The organism is Flavobacterium sp. CYK-55, from assembly GCF_018413465.1.
Lineage (GTDB): Bacteria > Bacteroidota > Bacteroidia > Flavobacteriales > Flavobacteriaceae > Flavobacterium.
In genome coordinates, this window is sequence record NZ_JAHCDK010000002.1 from 1 (window position 1) to 16,261 (window position 16,261).

General features: G+C 37.4%; 20 protein-coding genes. 15 read left to right on the forward strand and 5 right to left on the reverse strand.

Annotation, left to right across the window (positions count from 1 at the left end):
- Positions 1–594: 594 nt before the first annotated feature.
- Together KIH23_RS02595 and KIH23_RS02600 are read left to right on the forward strand one after the other, a co-directional pair.
- Entirely contained in the window at positions 595–1,092 is a 498-nt protein-coding gene (locus KIH23_RS02595; RefSeq protein ID WP_213211112.1) for a hypothetical protein, read from the forward strand.
- 87 nt (positions 1,093–1,179) lie between these two features.
- On the forward strand, positions 1,180–1,566 hold the full coding sequence (locus KIH23_RS02600; RefSeq protein WP_213211113.1) for a DUF1398 domain-containing protein: 387 nt from the start codon (positions 1,180–1,182) through the stop codon (positions 1,564–1,566).
- An 81-nt stretch (positions 1,567–1,647) separates the two neighbouring features.
- Here the strand turns inward: KIH23_RS02600 and KIH23_RS02605 are convergent, their stop codons facing one another.
- A complete protein-coding gene (locus KIH23_RS02605; RefSeq protein ID WP_213211114.1) occupies positions 1,648–2,013 on the reverse strand; it encodes a type II toxin-antitoxin system VapC family toxin in 366 nt (121 codons plus the stop codon).
- A complete protein-coding gene (locus KIH23_RS02610) occupies positions 2,003–2,170 on the reverse strand; it encodes a hypothetical protein (protein ID WP_213211115.1) in 168 nt (55 codons plus the stop codon). Before KIH23_RS02610 ends, KIH23_RS02605 begins: the two co-directional genes overlap by 11 nt.
- A 1,086-nt stretch (positions 2,171–3,256) precedes the next feature.
- Between KIH23_RS02610 and KIH23_RS02615 the strand changes: the two genes are divergently transcribed.
- The 12 genes from KIH23_RS02615 to KIH23_RS02670 all read left to right on the forward strand — a co-directional run bounded on the left by KIH23_RS02615 (position 3,257) and on the right by KIH23_RS02670 (position 12,742).
- Complete coding sequence (locus KIH23_RS02615) at positions 3,257–3,985, forward strand: hypothetical protein (RefSeq protein ID WP_213211116.1); 729 nt, start codon at positions 3,257–3,259, stop codon at positions 3,983–3,985.
- A 153-nt stretch (positions 3,986–4,138) separates the two neighbouring features.
- On the forward strand, positions 4,139–4,381 hold the full coding sequence (locus KIH23_RS02620; protein ID WP_213211117.1) for a type II toxin-antitoxin system ParD family antitoxin: 243 nt from the start codon (positions 4,139–4,141) through the stop codon (positions 4,379–4,381).
- Positions 4,378–4,668 carry a type II toxin-antitoxin system RelE/ParE family toxin gene (locus tag KIH23_RS02625; protein ID WP_213211118.1) on the forward strand — a complete coding sequence of 97 codons (291 nt, stop codon included), beginning with the start codon at positions 4,378–4,380 and terminating at the stop codon, positions 4,666–4,668. The genes KIH23_RS02620 and KIH23_RS02625 overlap by 4 nt, the downstream gene beginning before the upstream one ends.
- 206 nt (positions 4,669–4,874) lie before the next feature.
- Complete coding sequence (locus tag KIH23_RS02630; protein ID WP_213211119.1) at positions 4,875–5,129, forward strand: type II toxin-antitoxin system Phd/YefM family antitoxin; 255 nt, start codon at positions 4,875–4,877, stop codon at positions 5,127–5,129.
- 1 nt (position 5,130) lies between these two features.
- Positions 5,131–5,388 carry a Txe/YoeB family addiction module toxin gene (locus KIH23_RS02635; RefSeq protein ID WP_213211120.1) on the forward strand — a complete coding sequence of 86 codons (258 nt, stop codon included), beginning with the start codon at positions 5,131–5,133 and terminating at the stop codon, positions 5,386–5,388.
- A 678-nt stretch (positions 5,389–6,066) separates the two neighbouring features.
- Entirely contained in the window at positions 6,067–6,606 is a 540-nt protein-coding gene (locus KIH23_RS02640; protein WP_213211121.1) for a hypothetical protein, read from the forward strand.
- 251 nt (positions 6,607–6,857) lie between these two features.
- Entirely contained in the window at positions 6,858–7,811 is a 954-nt protein-coding gene (locus tag KIH23_RS02645; protein ID WP_213211122.1) for an AAA family ATPase, read from the forward strand.
- A 9-nt stretch (positions 7,812–7,820) separates the two neighbouring features.
- On the forward strand, positions 7,821–10,346 hold the full coding sequence (locus KIH23_RS02650) for a S8 family peptidase (protein WP_213211123.1): 2,526 nt from the start codon (positions 7,821–7,823) through the stop codon (positions 10,344–10,346).
- 40 nt (positions 10,347–10,386) lie between these two features.
- Positions 10,387–10,830: a hypothetical protein gene (locus KIH23_RS02655; RefSeq protein ID WP_213211124.1), complete on the forward strand. Its 444-nt coding sequence runs from the start codon at positions 10,387–10,389 to the stop codon at positions 10,828–10,830.
- Positions 10,831–11,009: 179 nt separating this feature from the next.
- Positions 11,010–12,038: a DKNYY domain-containing protein gene (locus KIH23_RS02660; protein WP_213211125.1), complete on the forward strand. Its 1,029-nt coding sequence runs from the start codon at positions 11,010–11,012 to the stop codon at positions 12,036–12,038.
- A gap of 28 nt (positions 12,039–12,066) precedes the next feature.
- Positions 12,067–12,264: a hypothetical protein gene (locus KIH23_RS02665; protein ID WP_213211126.1), complete on the forward strand. Its 198-nt coding sequence runs from the start codon at positions 12,067–12,069 to the stop codon at positions 12,262–12,264.
- A gap of 274 nt (positions 12,265–12,538) precedes the next feature.
- Positions 12,539–12,742 carry a hypothetical protein gene (locus tag KIH23_RS02670; protein ID WP_213211127.1) on the forward strand — a complete coding sequence of 68 codons (204 nt, stop codon included), beginning with the start codon at positions 12,539–12,541 and terminating at the stop codon, positions 12,740–12,742.
- A 164-nt stretch (positions 12,743–12,906) separates the two neighbouring features.
- Here KIH23_RS02670 and KIH23_RS02675 read toward each other — a convergent pair whose 3' ends face one another.
- The 3 genes from KIH23_RS02675 to KIH23_RS02685 all read right to left on the reverse strand — a co-directional run bounded on the left by KIH23_RS02675 (position 12,907) and on the right by KIH23_RS02685 (position 14,667).
- Complete coding sequence (locus KIH23_RS02675; protein WP_213211128.1) at positions 12,907–13,548, reverse strand: DUF6266 family protein; 642 nt, start codon at positions 13,546–13,548, stop codon at positions 12,907–12,909.
- Positions 13,549–14,119: 571 nt separating this feature from the next.
- Complete coding sequence (locus tag KIH23_RS02680) at positions 14,120–14,395, reverse strand: type II toxin-antitoxin system RelE/ParE family toxin (RefSeq protein WP_249684763.1); 276 nt, start codon at positions 14,393–14,395, stop codon at positions 14,120–14,122.
- 41 nt (positions 14,396–14,436) lie between these two features.
- Complete coding sequence (locus tag KIH23_RS02685; RefSeq protein WP_213211129.1) at positions 14,437–14,667, reverse strand: hypothetical protein; 231 nt, start codon at positions 14,665–14,667, stop codon at positions 14,437–14,439.
- Positions 14,668–14,897: 230 nt separating this feature from the next.
- Between KIH23_RS02685 and KIH23_RS02690 the strand changes: the two genes are divergently transcribed.
- Entirely contained in the window at positions 14,898–15,695 is a 798-nt protein-coding gene (locus tag KIH23_RS02690) for a hypothetical protein (protein ID WP_213211130.1), read from the forward strand.
- The last annotated feature ends 566 nt before the right edge of the window (positions 15,696–16,261 follow it).

Below are 16,261 nucleotides of genomic sequence, written 5' to 3' on the forward strand. Positions count from 1 at the left end.
GTCACCCCGAGCGCAGTCGAGGGGCACTCAGAAACTCAATATCTCTTTTATCCAAAAGCGCAGTGGTTTCTAGCGCAGCGTTTCCCGAATGATTAACGATTAACGAATTTTGAAGTTTTTGAATCGTGTAATCGACAACCATCGCTTTTATCCTAAAGCCAGCGGTCTGAAGCAAAGCGTGTCCCAAAGCGCAGCGGTTATTCCTTGTCACCCCGAGCGCAGTCGAGGGGCACTCAGAAACTCAATATCTCTTTTATCCAAAAGCGCAGTGGTTTCTAGCGCAGCGTTTCCCGAATGATTAACGATTAACGAATTTTGAAGTTTTTGAATCGTATCATCGACAACAATACGTTCTATCAAAAAGCGCAGCGGTCTATAGCCCCGCGTGTCCGTAGGCGCAGCCGTGTCTTAAAGCGCAGCGGTCTGTTTAAAAGGTTTAAAAAGTGCAGGAAGTTTAAGAAGTTTAGTTGAAGCCCCATTCGTAATTCGTAATTCGTAATTCTTAATTCGTAATTCGCAATTCTCACAACGCAACACACAAACAATAAAGGCTTATCTTAGTACAGAATCTAAATTTGAAACAAACGCATACCCATGAAGTCGTTATTTTTTGTCTGTACGTTGCTGTTTAGCTTGGCTCCGAAAGTGTCGGCGCAGATATTATTGCCCAATGAAACCAACCTGTTTTCATTTAAAACCCACAACAACAAAACGGTTACCTTGGCGCAAGACAAAGACCAAAAATACATGGTATACCGATTTGGAACTCCTGAAAAAATAGAACTCGAATATCCTGAAAAAGAGCTGAAAAGCTACAACAAGTTTAAGTATTCATTTTATATGAGAGGCGGCGGAAAAATGAACGAAGGCATGGATGTCAATTTTGTATCGTTTATACAAGGTGATTACAAATATGTGCTCTACGCAACGTACTACGCCATCGATGAAAAATCTGAAATAGGCATCAAAGTCATCCACCTCAAAACCAACAAAACCACCAAAATCAAAGGCCAATTAAAATCACAAAAAGGCAGTTTGATTGATTTTAGATACAATGAACTTTTGAGCATTGACGATCAACTTTACGAATAAACGTGTTTTAAGAGCGCTGGTTCAACGCAAATAGCACACGTCTATGTGGATATAAGTCATTTTATAATCATTAAAAATCAAACCAAAATGTTTACTGTAGAGCAAATCAAAGCTGCGCATAGCAAAGTAAAATCAGGAGCCGACTTTCCGGCCTACATTCAAGAAATCAAAGCCCTGGGCGTTACGCACTATGAAGCCTATGTGTCTGATGGGCATATAGATTACCACGGTGCCGAGCACACCGCCCAAGTACCCGAAAAATATGCACCTTTAGCCATTGCAAGCACCCCCGACCTCAGCACCTTCAAAACTGAATTACGAGCACACCAACAAGGCCAAACCGACTACTTGACTTTTATTCAGATGTGCGCCACCACCGGCATTGAAAAATGGAAGGTGTGTATGGAGCAAATGACCTGTACCTATTTTGATGTTTCGGGGAATGAGGTGTTGGTAGAGGCGATTCCGTTTTGAGGGGCTGAGGTACTGAGTTACTGAGTACCTGAGAAGCTGAGCCGCTGCGCTTCATGAATGAGGCGTATTTTAGCAGGCGTTTTACATTTCAATCAGAACTAAATCTAATTCACTTATTTTAGAAAAACCTTTGTCAGCACTAACCAATGGAATGTCATAAACAATACATGATGCAGCTATTATGGCATCCGGAAGTTTGATGTGATATTTTCGTTTTAGTAGAATAGTTTGTTCTTTAATTTTTGTATTCCATTCAATTTGAAAACAATCATTAAGCAACATTTTCAATTTGGCTTCTTCAGACTTAGTAATTCCGTTAAACCCAAGTAATTCTATTTCAGAAACAAATGAAACACCAAAGTTATACTCCAAAAACGGTTCAACAATTAAATTTCCTTCATGAAGATAAACCAGGAAATTTGTATCAGCAATAAAATCAATCTTCATTTTCCCTTGCTGAAGTTTGATATTCTAAGCCGTCAATATCGCGTTTAAGTTTTCCGAAATGCTTAGCCAAGTTACCAGTCGTGTTTGATTTCTTCAATTTCTCACTAAGAATTTTTGAAGTGTTCTTTAAGTTTGATTTATCTATTACAACTGTCATAACACGTTTGTTTTTTTCAAAAATACAAAATTATTTATATCAAGATAACGATTCGTCAAAAATGCCTTTGGATTGAGTTCTTGAGTGCCTGAGTGCCTGAGAAGCTGAGCAGCTGCGCGGAATGATTAACGATTGAAGATTAACGAACTTTGATTTTTGAAGTAATTGAATTCGTGTAACCAACAACCCACTACACATTTAAAAAGTGTAAAAGGCTCAATAAGTTGATATTGAAGCATCATTCTTAATTCTTAATTCTTAATTCTTAATTCGTAATTCGTAATTCGTAATTCGTAATTTATCCAGCGTAGCGGGCGTTCTTGTCACCCCGAGCGCAGTCGAGGGGCGAGTGAGCCCCTGAGTGCCTAAGCAGCTGCGCGGAATGATTAACGATTGAAGATCAACGAACTTTGAATTTTGAAGTTTTTGAATCGTGTAACCGATAACCCACTACAGGTATAAAAAGTGTAAAAGGGTTAAGACGTTTAGTTTGAAGCAATATTTGCTGAGTGCCTGAGCTACTTAGTGCCTGAGAGGCTGAGAGGCTGCGCGGAATGATTAACGATTGAAGATTAACGAACTTTGATTTTTGAAGTAATTGAATTCGTGTAACCAACAACCCACTACACATTTAAAAAGTGTAAAAGGCTCAATAAGTTGATATTGAAGCATCATTCTTAATTCTTAATTCGTAATTCGTAATTCGTAATTCGTAATTCGTAATTTATCCAGCGTAGCGGTCGTTCTTGTCACCCCGAGCGCAGTCGAGGGGCGAGTGAGCCCCTGAGTGCCTGTGCAGCTGCGCGGAATGATTAACGATTGAAGATCAACGAACTTTGAATTTTGAAGTTTTTGAATCGTGTAACCGATAACCCTCCACGCGTTTAAAAAGCATACAAGGTTAAAGAAGTTTAGTTGAAGCCCCATTCGTAATTCGTAATTCTTAATTCGTAATTCTTTCAGCGCAGCGACCCTAAATCACAACCTGATTTTCTGAACTTCTAAACAATTTCTACCAGAAAATGATATCTTAGCGTTACATCCGCAGTGAGCGGCTCTGTACAGCAACTATATAAGCCATTTCGAATGAACAATACAACTTCAACAAAAAAGTCAATTGTATCAAAATTAACTTTTCACAAACTTGATTGGTTAGAAAAGGTGACACTATGTATGGGTTTGTGGTTCTGGATTTATCCCAAGCCCTATACATTACTTTTTACAGCGCTACTCATTATTCCAATTTTAGGATTAATCCTCAACGGATTAAACGGAAAACCAAGCATTGCCAGCCTGGTAGAAATAAACACCAATGAAGACGGAGATGACAAATATGACGTTGCTGATTTTATTGATTTTGCCGCCATCGTAATATTTATTAGGGTATTAAAAGATTACGAATTTGAAGACTTTTATAGTTTAATGATTCCCGGAATGATCGGATTCATCATCATGATCATTATTGTTGTAGCAACACACAAAATAATCGTTGATAATGGCAAGAGCAAGTTGTGGATTTACGGTTCGCTCACCTTTAATATATTTCTCTATAGTTATTCTGCAACCTATGGAATCAATTGTACTTATGATTATTCTAAACCTCAAGTATATGAAGCCCAGATACTTGAAAAAAGAATCTCAAAAAGCAGAAAGAACACAAGCTATTATGTGCGTGTAACACCCTGGGGGCATCACTATGACTCTGAAGAAATATCTGTCGCGCCAAGCCAATATCAGGCGCTTCAAACAGGGCAAACCGTAAAAATAGATCTAAAGAAAGGGGTTTTTAATATTCCTTGGTATGAGATTGAATAAAACGATTACTCGGAAACATAGCAACTGAACACCTGAGTGCCTGAGCGGCTAAGCTTTATGAATGAAGCGTATGCTATGAGCCATTCTGTTAAAAATCCGCAAAACATTTCAATTTATACCATAGTTTGGTATATTTAGCAAAAATATTTTGTTATGGCAAAAAACACATCAATATTACTTGGAGATCATTTTAGTAATTTTATAAATAGTGAAGTTGCATCAGGGCGCTATAGTTCAGCAAGTGATGTAGTGAGATCGGCACTCAGACTATTAGAAGTTGAAGAGAGCAGAACTAAGTGGTTGCAAAATGAACTTGAAATTGGAGAGAAAAGTGGATTCGTTGAAAATTACGATCCCAAAAAACATCTTGAAGAAATCAAGAGAAAGTATTTATGAAATATAGAATAACCGAAGCTGCTTATCGAGATTTGAATGATATTTGGTTCTACACATTTCAAGAATGGTCAGAAAATCAAGCTAACCAATATTTTGAATCAATAATTCAACAAATCATACTGTTTAGTGAAAATCCGAGTAAAGCAAAGAAGCTGGCAAAAGTAAAGTCTGAATACTATTATTTTCGTGCATTATCTCATTATGTATTTTTCAAATATGGAGATCATCAAATCGACATCATTAGGATTCTTCACAAAATGATGGATTTCCCAAAACATTTGGAATAAGAACGGCTCATAACCGCGGTCATGACTTATGGCTTTATTTTCTTAGCTTCTCGCCTATTTTTAACGAACAAAATATCTTAGCGAAGCGTACTCTGCTCACTTTTCTACAACGCGCGCCTAGCAAGAGAACGTTAGCGCCCATAATTTAACAGAGAAATTAGCTTTTCGTATAATATTGTACATATATTTGTACAAATTATACAATTATGGTAGTAGCAAATATTTCAGATTTTAGAAAAGATATCAAATCATATTTCGATCGTGTTGCAAAAAATTTTGAAACATTGATTATTAATCGTGGAAAAGATTCCGGTATCGTTATAATGTCACTTGAAGAATACAATTCTTTAATGGCTACTAATCATGAATTATCGTCAAGAGCTAACGAAAAAAGATTAGATTCTGCAATCGAAAAATTAAAAACCGGAAAGTCATTTTCAAAAGATTTAATCGAAGAATAATATGAAATATGTTTTTGTAGATGAATCTTGGGAAGATTATTTATACTGGCAAAAGATTGACAAAAAGAAAGTCAAAAAAATAAATGACTTACTAAAAGATATTTCAAGAACTCCGTTTGAAGGTTTGGGAAAACCTGAGCCTTTGAAACATAAATATGCTGGATTTTGGTCGAGAAGAATTGATGACGAGCACAGATTAATTTACAGGTTTCAAGACGACGAAATTCAAATCGTTAAGTGTAGACATCATTACGATTAATTATTACGGGCACTAACCCACTACACATTTAAAAAGTGTAAAAGGCTCAATAAGTTGATATTGAAGCATCATTCTTAATTCATAATTCATAATTCGTAATTCGTAATTTATCCAGCGTAGCGGGCGTTCTTGTCACCCCGAGCGCAGTCGAGGGGCGAGTGAGCCCCTGAGTGCCTAAGCAGCTGCGCGGAATGATTAACGATTGAAGATCAACGAACTTTGAATTTTGAAGTTTTTGAATCGTGTAACCGATAACCCACTACAGGTTTAAAAAGTGTAGAAGGTTTAAGAAGTTGAGCTGAAACAGCCGTGAAACAGACAATCCACTACAGGTTTAAAAAGTGTAAAAGGGTTAAGAAGTTTAGTTGAAACCCCATTCGTAATTCGTAATTCATAATTCGTAATTCTCACAGCGCAGCGGTCCTACAGCGCAGCGGTCTTACAGCGTAGCGTGTCTTCTCATCCCCTCATCCCCTCATTCAACACACAACATTCAGCATTCAACATAAAAAAACTTGTCTCCGTAAGAAAAATCACTACATTTACCCCACTCACCACTTTTACTACCTCATAACACCGCTACTCAAATTGACTTTTGAGGGGTGGGTATTGTTGTGGGGATAATCTTGATTTAAGAATTAGAATTGGGAAATATAAATTTAGTTTGCTGCAATTATTATGAAATTTTTTGTCTATATATTAACCACACTACTACTAGCAATAGCATGTAAAAACACACCGAATGATTCAGTGAATTACGATTCAGAGGAAATCGAGATGTCAGACATTCAAACTGATGATGATGCCCAACAATACTATGACCAAACTGGCAATTATCCAGATGGCACATATTGCTCAGAGGTAGAATATTATAATCCAAATACAGGAACACGAAACACATATGACTTAGATGTTGAAGTCGAAGATGGAGAACTTACTGTTATACATTGGCCAAACGGTGGTTGGCTTGATGAAACACATTTTTACCCTGAAGACATAACAAGTGGTCAATGCGAATTTACTTCTGATAGAGGTTATAGATACACAATAACTCTTGGTGAATTTGGAGGTTGCGGATATACTGACGATTACAAAATAAGAAATGATGTAAATAGTGAAGTTGAGAGCACTACATGTCCCAATTGTGGCGATGAAAAAAACAGCTATGATGATTATTGTGATAGTTGCCAGAAAGAAAATGAGGAAGAGAAAGAATAAAATTATAAATGTGCATAACAATACATAAAACCATAGTGTAATTCTGTTGGTTTAGCATTTCTTTTTCCGTCAAACACACGTAACACACTGACAAAAAGACGATTGAAGACTTAGTTTAAAAATAGTCGAGATTAATTCTATGGAAAAACATTATGTTTTAAGAATCCGAAAATAGTTTCCAATAGAAAGTTAAGTTTTTTAAAAAAATATCGGGTATAAATTTGGTAAATTTGCGTTATACATAATAAATAATGGCAAAAGCAGACTATATAGTATCGTTAATAAAATTACATTACAACAACGAACCTGAAAGGTTTACTACGGTAGCGTTGCAGATAGCTGCACACGAAGCCAAGCTAGGTCATACAATTGTTGCTAATGACATTAAATCAATTATTGACAAGGCAAAGGAAGCCAAACATAAAACCAAAACATTTGCACCCGACTTACAGGGTTTGATACAGGAAAATGTTCCTGCAGTAAAACTGTTAGATATTATTGCTACTGAAGATATTAAATCAAAAATAAATCGCATCATTTCTGAATTTGTACAGCGGGATAAATTGCGCAGACATGATTTGGAAAATCGCAGAAAAATTTTACTGTCTGGCCCCCCTGGAACGGGCAAAACCCTAACAGCCTCAATCATTGCCAACGAATTAAACTTACCTCTTTACACAATTCTAATGGATAAAATGGTGACAAAATTTATGGGCGAAACTAGTGCAAAACTTCGCCAAGTATTTGATTTGATAGAACAACGTCAAGGTATTTACCTTTTTGATGAATTTGATGCCATTGGTGGTGAGCGGAGTAGAGATAATGATGTAGGTGAGATGCGAAGGGTATTAAATTCGTTTCTTCAATTTATTGAACGTGACAATTCCGATAGTTTAATTATTGCCATTACAAATAATAAAGAACTATTAGATCAAGCCTTGTTCCGCAGGTTTGACGATGTTATTTTATATCACTTACCTAGTTTAGAAGAAAAAGAGGAATTACTGAAAAACAGACTTTCACAGTTTACAAAAAAAATTAAGTTTAAAGATTTATTACCTGACATAAACGGGCTTAGCCACGCTGAAATTTCACTTGCTTGTATCGATGCTATAAAAGAAACCATCTTGAATGAAAAGCAACAGATGAACAATAATTTAATTTTAAAAGCAATCAAAGATCGTAATTCAGCTTATTACAAATAAGTTTAAAATATGGCATTATATAAACACTTCTTCATACAAGGAAATATAAATAGTGAAAAATATAGAGCACCATCTACAATGGGAGCGAAACCTCGTATACCCGTTCGTGACAGGTCAGCTCAAAGTCAAAAACTTTTGAATCAGTTTGCAGAAATTTGGCAACAAAAAAACCAAATGCAAGAACAGCGAAGTGCTGAGCAAATCACAACAAGAGAAGGAACGTATATCCAGTTTACAAGTGCAGCAGACAACGACTTGATTAGTAAAAGTCTTGAAAGTATGCGAGGTAAAAAGTCAGAAAAATGGATAAGGCTTTTAAATATTAAAACTGAATTATCGGAACAAAATCAAATTATTACTAAGGCTATTATTTATGTCCCAAATGGAAAGGAAGGACATTTCATCAAGAAAATCCAAGATTATCAAAACAAAAATTTTAGAGATACCGAAAATCCACTTAATGCAGATTTAGTAAATAGCATCGAAGATATCAGCATAGCCCTACTTGAGGGTTTATGGACAGATAATCCAAAGCTTATTCCAACAGATTCGGCTAAATGGTGCGAAGTGTGGCTGAATGTGAACACAAAAGACAACCAAGAAAAAGAACAAATTGCACAGTTTCTTAGAACGCTAGAAAGCATTGGAATAGAATATAAACACAATAGCATTGTTTTTCCTGAAAGAACCGTTTTATTGGTAAACGCAAATCGTGAACAGTTAATTGAGTTGATGCTACAAAGTGATTTATTAGCAGAGTTCAGAGCAGGACAAGAACCAGCAGGATTTTGGGTAAACGAAAGCCGGATTGAACAACAAGCATGGGTAGATGATTTGTTGCATAGAATACAAATTGTAGATAGTAATGTAAAAGTTTGTCTCTTGGACACAGGCGTAAACAATGGGCATCAACTTTTGCAGCCGCTAATTGATAATAACAATACGTTGACAGTTGATAATTCTTGGGGAACAAACGATCACGCCAACGGTTCAGGACACGGAACACTTATGGCGGGTGTTGCTGGTTATGGACAAATGGAACAAGTGCTTACTTCAACCAATACTGTTCCGCTTACACATCAATTGTGTTCAGTAAAAATTCTACCCAATCAAGGGCAAAGCCCCCGAGAATTGTGGGGAGATATAACTTCACAAGGAATTTCAATAGCCGAAATACAAAATCCTAATATGGTTTTGGTGTATTGCATGGCGGTAACATCACAAGATGACACAGATAGAGGTAGGCCTTCTTCGTGGTCAGGAGCTGTAGATAATCTGGCTTATGGAGAAGGTGAAAGCCAACGCCTGATAATCATTTCGGCAGGAAATGTAACTGATGAAGAAATGTGGCAAAATTATCCCAATTCAAACTTTACATCTTCTATTCAAAATCCTGCCCAAGCTTGGAATGCATTAGTAGCAGGAGCATACACGAATAAAATTCAGACAAGCGACCCAAATTTTCAAAATTACAAACCTGTTGCAAACGAAGGGCAACTTTCACCTTACAGCTCAACTTCACTAGTTTGGGAAAAAAAATGGCCAATAAAGCCTGATTTAGTTTTTGAAGGTGGAAATTTATTAAAAGCTCCTGATAATAGTATTTCGAGACACGAAGAAATGGAGCTTTTGTCCACATCAAAACAGTTTAATACAAGAAGTCATTTTGATACGATTTGGGCAACAAGCGCAGCAACTGCTAAAGCATCTTGGTTTGCAGCAAAAATTGCTTATGAATATCCAAACGCTTGGGTAGAAACTATAAGAGGTTTAATGGTTCATTCTGCTAATTGGAATGAAGCCATGTTTCATCAATTAAATATTCGCAAAACAAAAAAAGGAGATTATATAAATTTATTAAGAACTTTCGGATATGGCATTCCCGATTTAGATCGCGCATTATACAGTCAAGAAAGTGCCTTGACCTACATTGCACAAGAAACTATCCAACCATTTAATTACAAAATTAAGGACGGAAAAAAAACGAATGATAGCGAAACAAATGAAATTCATTTTTTCAATCTACCATGGGCAAGTGATTTACTTTTGCAAATGGGTGAAACGCCAGTAAAATTGAAAGTTACACTATCCTATTTCATCGAGCCCGGAGCAGGTGAAATCGGTTGGAAAGATAAATATCGTTATCAATCACATGGTCTGCGTTTTGATGTTAACAACGTAAATGAAAGTGAAGACGATTTTAGGAGACGTGTTAACATTGCTGCTCGGGAAGAAAACGAAGAAGTTAACGGAACAGCAGGGAGTAATCGCTGGACAATAGGAACAAACAACCGAAGTACAGGTTCAATACATTCCGATTATTGGGAAGGAACAGCAGCTGCCTTAGCAACCAGCAATCACATTGCTGTCTATCCTGTTATTGGTTGGTGGCGTGAACGCAAACATATAGGTAAAGTAGAAAATCAAACTCGTTATTCTTTGATTATTTCTCTTGAAACACCTACCGAAGATGTTGAGCTATACACAACTGTTAAAAATATGATTGAAATACCAATTGAAATTAATATGAGATAGTTACAAAATTAATATTAATTATCATCACTAAGTACCCCCCATGACCCTCCTCCCTCACAATTCCCTCATCATCTTCGGCGGCATCGGTATGATGTTTACGGCCGTGGTTTATCCGTATATCCGACATGTGGTTTTTGATTGGTATAATGACATCAAAAAGCTCAAACCGCTCAACCAAGAAATTGCCAAAACCTATGGCCGCTATATACAGGGCTTAAACTTTTCGTTTGGGCTCATCACGATTTTGTTTACCGACGAGCTCAAAAACCAAACCGGGCTGGCGGTGGCCTTAACCGGTCTGATTGCCGCCTACTGGACGGGCAAGGTGGCCACGCAATTTGCCTATTACCCGATGTATGAAATTCCGAAAAAACCTATTTTTAAAATCGGTGAGGTACTCATGAACACTTTGTTTATTTCGTTTTCCCTGATTTTTATCGCTTTGTTTGTGAGCAATTTGATGGGATATCTGAGCGCACGATAAACCCCTAGTACAAGTGAGCACCGGAACAAAGCAATCCAATAAACTTGATGTTTTATAGTGGCTTTTGAATCGGGTGGCTACATTAAAACAAAAAACTTATCTTAGCTAGGCATAGGCTGTACATGAATTTAAAACCGCAGCCATGTATAAAATATTCGTTAGAACTCATAAAACAACACATGTATAGAATCCTATTTTTATGGTTATTTATTTCATTAGTTTCATGTGGCCCGGGCGAGCTGATTGATGAACACAAATCAAAATCATATTTTATAAATTCTTCTGGGGACATTATTTATTGCACCAACGGAAATTATCTGGCTTTTGGTACAGAAACCGTTGATGCTGATAAAGCATCATTCAAAGTGATTGAAGATGCCTTTGCCCGAGATAAAAATTACATATTCTACAAAGGCCTCAAGCAACCGCAAATTGATTATCATAGTTTTTACCTTGAAAAAGGAATCCCAAAAGACAAACAATCGGTGTATTTGATGGATTTCAACCGACTTAAAAAAATTGAAAATGTTGATGCCCAAACCTTTGAGTATTTATCAATAGACACACTCAACAATTGTTTGTCAAGAGATAAATTCAACTACTTCTTGAATCTAAAAAAGCTAAAAGTTGATAGAAAAACATTTACTTTTCTGAATGATACATTTGCCAAAGACAAAGATTCTGTATATGCCTATTTTAATTGTTGGAAGCTACAATCTTTGTTGCCCAATAATCAAAAAATAGAGGTGCTCAATGAGCGTTACATCAAAACCAAAAATCAACTGTATTATGTCAGTGATTTTGAAAAAGCTGAGCTACTTTCAATCAACTACACAAATTTTAAATACATCAGAGTCGTTGATAAAAACATCATCTGTGTGAACGATGACGTAGTTTATGATGGCAAAAAGTTCAAAGATAAAACGGCCGATGCAAAATCATTTGTAGTTTATTTTCCGGGGACTATGAGCTTTTATACTAAAGATAAGAATAGTGTGTATTACGATCAAGTTAAAATTCCGGGAGCCGACCCAAAAACATACAAACCCCTGGTGCTAGGCTTCGGAAAAGATGACAAAAATGTTTATTACGAAACCAAATTACTCCAAGGAGTTGATGCGCACAGCTTCAAAGAAACCGGTGAATATTCAACCATTTTTGGTGACAAATACGGACATTTATTCAACAGCGAAGGAAAAAAACTGTAGCCAAAACCTATAACCAAACACCAACCCCATGAAACAAAAAAAAGGCACCAACTTCTTCTTCATCGTCATAGGCCTCATTACCGGCAGTAAACTGCTGCAACACTTTGACTTTCAAACCCTGAGTTTTCAAAAACCGTGGATTGATGCAATTTACCTGATTACTTTTTTGGTCATGGTTGTTTTGATGATCAAAAACCTGATCAAAAAGCCTGAAAATAAAAAATAGACGTGTTTTTTTGCCGCTAAATATTCCAACAACCCATAAGTATTTATGTTATTCTTAGGGCAACTTGGCAGCAAAAACCGCTGCCAAGGCCCCTGTTTTAGGCGCTGTACTGCCTTAAAACCGGCTTTGGTGTACGCTAAAAACCAACGACCAAAAACAAAATCACAAAAATTTGAATTAATGGGTTCAAAAAAGTATCTTTGAATTTGTAAACGCCAATGACAATAAAACGTCATGAAGTAAATAGTATAAACCATCTAAAACCATACCCACCATGACTGATTTTTTGTTAGACTCAGCCTTCCCTTTTCTGGACATCATTTTTGGAATCGTTATGCTCTTAACAGCCTTCAAGGTCATTAACCTGATAGACGACGATGTAGTTTTAAAAAAATACAGAGTGTACATCATTATAGGCGGACTTATTTTGATCTCGGGCGGAATTATATACTTCTACTTAGAATATGTTTCTGAGTAAAATTATGTTCAGATTATTGTTTGAAGCAAACGGTACAACCGAGTGCCTATGCGGTTATTGGTTTAGACCCGTTTAAACCCATGCTTCAAACCCACCTGCCATCATAAGGTTGCACCGCCGGCGCGCGCGTTTGGCTCGTGCCGCACCCACTTTTTTTATACCGCTTATACCAACGCCACAGCGCCCAAATACAAGCTGTTGGCGCATTTCTGACCTGTTGGGTTGGTCATACTGATCCAAATATGAGCGGTATTGCCTACCCAGGTGGGCGGAAGCTCATATAAAAACACGCCATCGGCACGCATGGCGGCTTGAGTGCGGTAGGCAAACACATCGCGTGCGGGGTTGTACACCACCACCAGCAAGCCATCGGTAGCTTTGGCCTGCCCCAGCCCGCTGTTGTCTTGCCAGGTAAACCGCAGGGCAGCCCCTGCCTGTGCTGCTACGGCGGGTTGGTCAACGCCCAAGAGTTCGCCCTTGCTGATGATGACTTTGGGGTAATCAATTTGAAAGTTGGGATAGGTTCCGCTCAGCGCCTCAAGGCGGTGGTAGGTAAATGCTTGATTGAACCGCGATTTAGAGCCTGAAGGCGCCCCGAAATAAACCGCCAATACCTCCTTGATTTGCGCCAAAAAGTGCGAGGTCACCGCAAACCGGGCGCGGACCTCTAATTGGGCCGGGCTGGCTTTGCGGTTGGATTTTTTAGGGCGACTGCGCATGACGTCTAAGCCGCGCCAGTTATAACCTACGATGGTTCCGATGGTGCCTGAGAATCCGCCCAGGATGCCTTTGTTGAATATGCTCATGATTTCTAAAATTTAAAATGAAACAAACTGTTTTTAATGGGTTGGCCACCCCATCGACCCCCGAAGTTAAAACAGCCGTTCCGAGCACGCAAAAAAACGACCGAAAATGACCGAAAATGACTGAAAACGACCGAAAACGACTGAAAACGACCGAAAATGACCGAAAAAAGGCTAAAAGCAAACGAAAAGACTTACAAAAATAGCCCCAAAACCCACGCATTCGTTTTAGAGGGCACCGAAACTGCGTTTGTTTGAATCAAACTCGGGTTTTGTTTGACTGTTGTTTGTAAAATAGGGGTGTTTTACAAACATGATTCAAAGAAGAGTCAAAGAAGAGTCAAAGAAATAGACACGGCTGCGCCTGCGGACACGCTGCGCTGTGAGAATTACGAATTAAGAATTACGAATTAAGAATTACGAATTGGGAATTACGAATTACGAATGGGGAATTACGAATTGAGAATTACGAATTAAGAATTACGAATTACGATTGGGGCTTTAACTAAACTTCTTAAACCTTTTACACTTTTTAAACCTTTGAAACAGATCGCTGCGCTGTGAGCAGAAGGCTTTATTTAGTTCGCTTTAGTTTTATTGGATTTTGCCTTGTATCAAAAACATCGGCAATCTTTATCAACTTTGCTTTTTTATCAATAGAATAAATCAGTTTGTAGTTTTTAAAAACTAAATATCTATATTCATTTTCTCTGTCTAATAAAAGTTCTTCACGTTGGCTTATTTCAGGAATCAATAATAACTTTTTCGGTTCTGAAATAATTTTTTGCAATAAACTTTGTGCAACTCTTACACTAGCATTTTCACAATAATATTCATAAATTTTATCCAATTCAATTTCGGCTTAATCAGACCAAATTATTTGAAATGCCATTATTTATACTTTTTGAGAAGTTCAGAACTAGTTTTAAATTTTCCATTTTTAAAATCTAATTCAGATTTATCGATTCGGGAATTTAGTTCTTCAATTGACATTGGAGTTATTGTCGGAGATTTTCTCGAAGATTTATTTTTGAGCAAACTTTCAAATTGAGAAATTACTTCTTCATTTTGAAGTTTCAAAAACTTTTGTACAAATTCAATTTTTCTAGTTTGCAAATCCATAATTAAATATTTGAATCCAAATTAACAAATTATGTAAAAAACACGTAGATATTTTTGCAACGAATTTAGTTAAGCTTTCTGCTAACTATACGCTAGCCGCACGAAAACTCATTCATTGGTTTTAAGTGTTTGTTTGCATAAAAAATTTATCTTAGCAAAGCATACTACGCGCGGTTGCGCAAGGTTTGCATCAATGCTTCATGGCCTCTAAAACGTGATCAACTATTCAAATGAAAAAAGCACTGCTGTTTATTTTTGGTTTTCTCATCATGGGTTGCAATTCTGATGATCAGAGCTCAACCACTCCTGAACCCACCTATCACATCAATGAATATTATTTCAACCATATGATGTATCCCAACGGAGTAATGGAAAATTTAGACAACCTTGTCAAGATTGAATATGACACCAACTTGAATATCACCCAACGAAAAGGAGGATATACCGCATTTGATCCGGCTACAGGTTATGCCTTTATTTTTACTGATGTTCTTTATGACCAATTAACCTATTCGTCCAACCAAATATTCATTGAGAAAAAGACCACTTCAACGTTCTCAGTTCCTAAATTTGAAAGAAAAATATTTTTAGACAACCAGCATAGAATGATCAAAAAAGCAATATTCAGAGAATTTGATTTGACGCCCCGAGATACCTTCTATTATTCATACAATGCAAACGGAAAACTCATAGAATCAAGAAACGGAAACATCAATAGTGTTCATGAAGTTTCAAGCTTCTATTATAACTCGGCAAACAATCTCGATAGCATTGTGACCCAAAAGTACCAGGCAGCAACACTACAATCTAAAGTTGTAGAAGAATTTTCAAACTATGATTCAGCAGCAAACCCGGTAAAAAATCTCTTTCTTTTTGAAGAAACATTCTACAGATCGCTCACGCAGAATAACTTCAGAAAATACGAACGAAAAGAATACGATGCAGATGACCATTTGACTTTTTCGTCATTTAAGAATTGGACTCTCATTTATGACGAATCAGGAAACGTTCAGTTTGAAAGTCATTAGGAGCTCTGCCAACACGTATAAAACAGTTAATGAGTGACTGAGAGGCTGAGTGCCTGAGCAGCTGCGCTCCACGAATGAGGCGTTTCTCTTTTATATTGTTTTCCTGAATAATTTTTTGAAACCGTCGTGTAAAACCACATCCCTTCTGTCCTAAAGCGAAGCGGTCTTACAGCGCAGCGGTCTGTAGCGCAGCGTGTCCGTAGGCGCAGCCGTGTGGTCTGTTTAAAAGGTTGAAAAAGTGTACAAAGTTTAAGAAGTTGAGCTGAAACAGCCGTGAAACAGAGAACCCACTACAGGTTTAAAAAGTGTAAAAGGTTTAAGAAGTTTAGTTTGAAACATCATTCGTAATTCGTAATTCTCAATTCGTAATTCTTTCAGCGCAGCGATCTTACAGCGCAGCGGTCTTACAGCGCAGCGATCTTACAGCGCAGCGGTCTGTAGCGCAGCGTGTCCGTAGGCGCAGCCGTTTCTCTCATTCCGACGCAGGAGGAATCTCACTATCTCCCCTGCTCAGGCACTCAGCCGCTCAGCAACTCGAAATTTTGACTTACCGTGTAGCTTATAAA

Bases quoted from the DNA above. Each gene is read 5' to 3' on its own strand.
- KIH23_RS02645 (WP_213211122.1), top strand. From the start codon at position 6,858: ATGGCAAAAGCAGACTATATAGTATCGTTAATAAAATTACATTACAAC.
- KIH23_RS02630 (WP_213211119.1), top strand. From the start codon at position 4,875: ATGGTAGTAGCAAATATTTCAGATTTTAGAAAAGATATCAAATCATAT.
- KIH23_RS02615 (WP_213211116.1), top strand. From the start codon at position 3,257: ATGAACAATACAACTTCAACAAAAAAGTCAATTGTATCAAAATTAACT.
- KIH23_RS02610 (WP_213211115.1), bottom strand. From the start codon at position 2,170: ATGACAGTTGTAATAGATAAATCAAACTTAAAGAACACTTCAAAAATT.
- KIH23_RS02650 (WP_213211123.1), top strand. From the start codon at position 7,821: ATGGCATTATATAAACACTTCTTCATACAAGGAAATATAAATAGTGAA.
- KIH23_RS02655 (WP_213211124.1), top strand. From the start codon at position 10,387: ATGACCCTCCTCCCTCACAATTCCCTCATCATCTTCGGCGGCATCGGT.
- KIH23_RS02665 (WP_213211126.1), top strand. From the start codon at position 12,067: ATGAAACAAAAAAAAGGCACCAACTTCTTCTTCATCGTCATAGGCCTC.
- KIH23_RS02640 (WP_213211121.1), top strand. From the start codon at position 6,067: ATGAAATTTTTTGTCTATATATTAACCACACTACTACTAGCAATAGCA.
- KIH23_RS02595 (WP_213211112.1), top strand. From the start codon at position 595: ATGAAGTCGTTATTTTTTGTCTGTACGTTGCTGTTTAGCTTGGCTCCG.
- KIH23_RS02635 (WP_213211120.1), top strand. From the start codon at position 5,131: ATGAAATATGTTTTTGTAGATGAATCTTGGGAAGATTATTTATACTGG.
- KIH23_RS02605 (WP_213211114.1), bottom strand. From the start codon at position 2,013: ATGAAGATTGATTTTATTGCTGATACAAATTTCCTGGTTTATCTTCAT.
- KIH23_RS02690 (WP_213211130.1), top strand. From the start codon at position 14,898: ATGAAAAAAGCACTGCTGTTTATTTTTGGTTTTCTCATCATGGGTTGC.
- KIH23_RS02675 (WP_213211128.1), bottom strand. From the start codon at position 13,548: ATGAGCATATTCAACAAAGGCATCCTGGGCGGATTCTCAGGCACCATC.
- KIH23_RS02685 (WP_213211129.1), bottom strand. From the start codon at position 14,667: ATGGATTTGCAAACTAGAAAAATTGAATTTGTACAAAAGTTTTTGAAA.
- KIH23_RS02660 (WP_213211125.1), top strand. From the start codon at position 11,010: ATGTATAGAATCCTATTTTTATGGTTATTTATTTCATTAGTTTCATGT.
- KIH23_RS02620 (WP_213211117.1), top strand. From the start codon at position 4,139: ATGGCAAAAAACACATCAATATTACTTGGAGATCATTTTAGTAATTTT.
- KIH23_RS02600 (WP_213211113.1), top strand. From the start codon at position 1,180: ATGTTTACTGTAGAGCAAATCAAAGCTGCGCATAGCAAAGTAAAATCA.
- KIH23_RS02625 (WP_213211118.1), top strand. From the start codon at position 4,378: ATGAAATATAGAATAACCGAAGCTGCTTATCGAGATTTGAATGATATT.
- KIH23_RS02670 (WP_213211127.1), top strand. From the start codon at position 12,539: ATGACTGATTTTTTGTTAGACTCAGCCTTCCCTTTTCTGGACATCATT.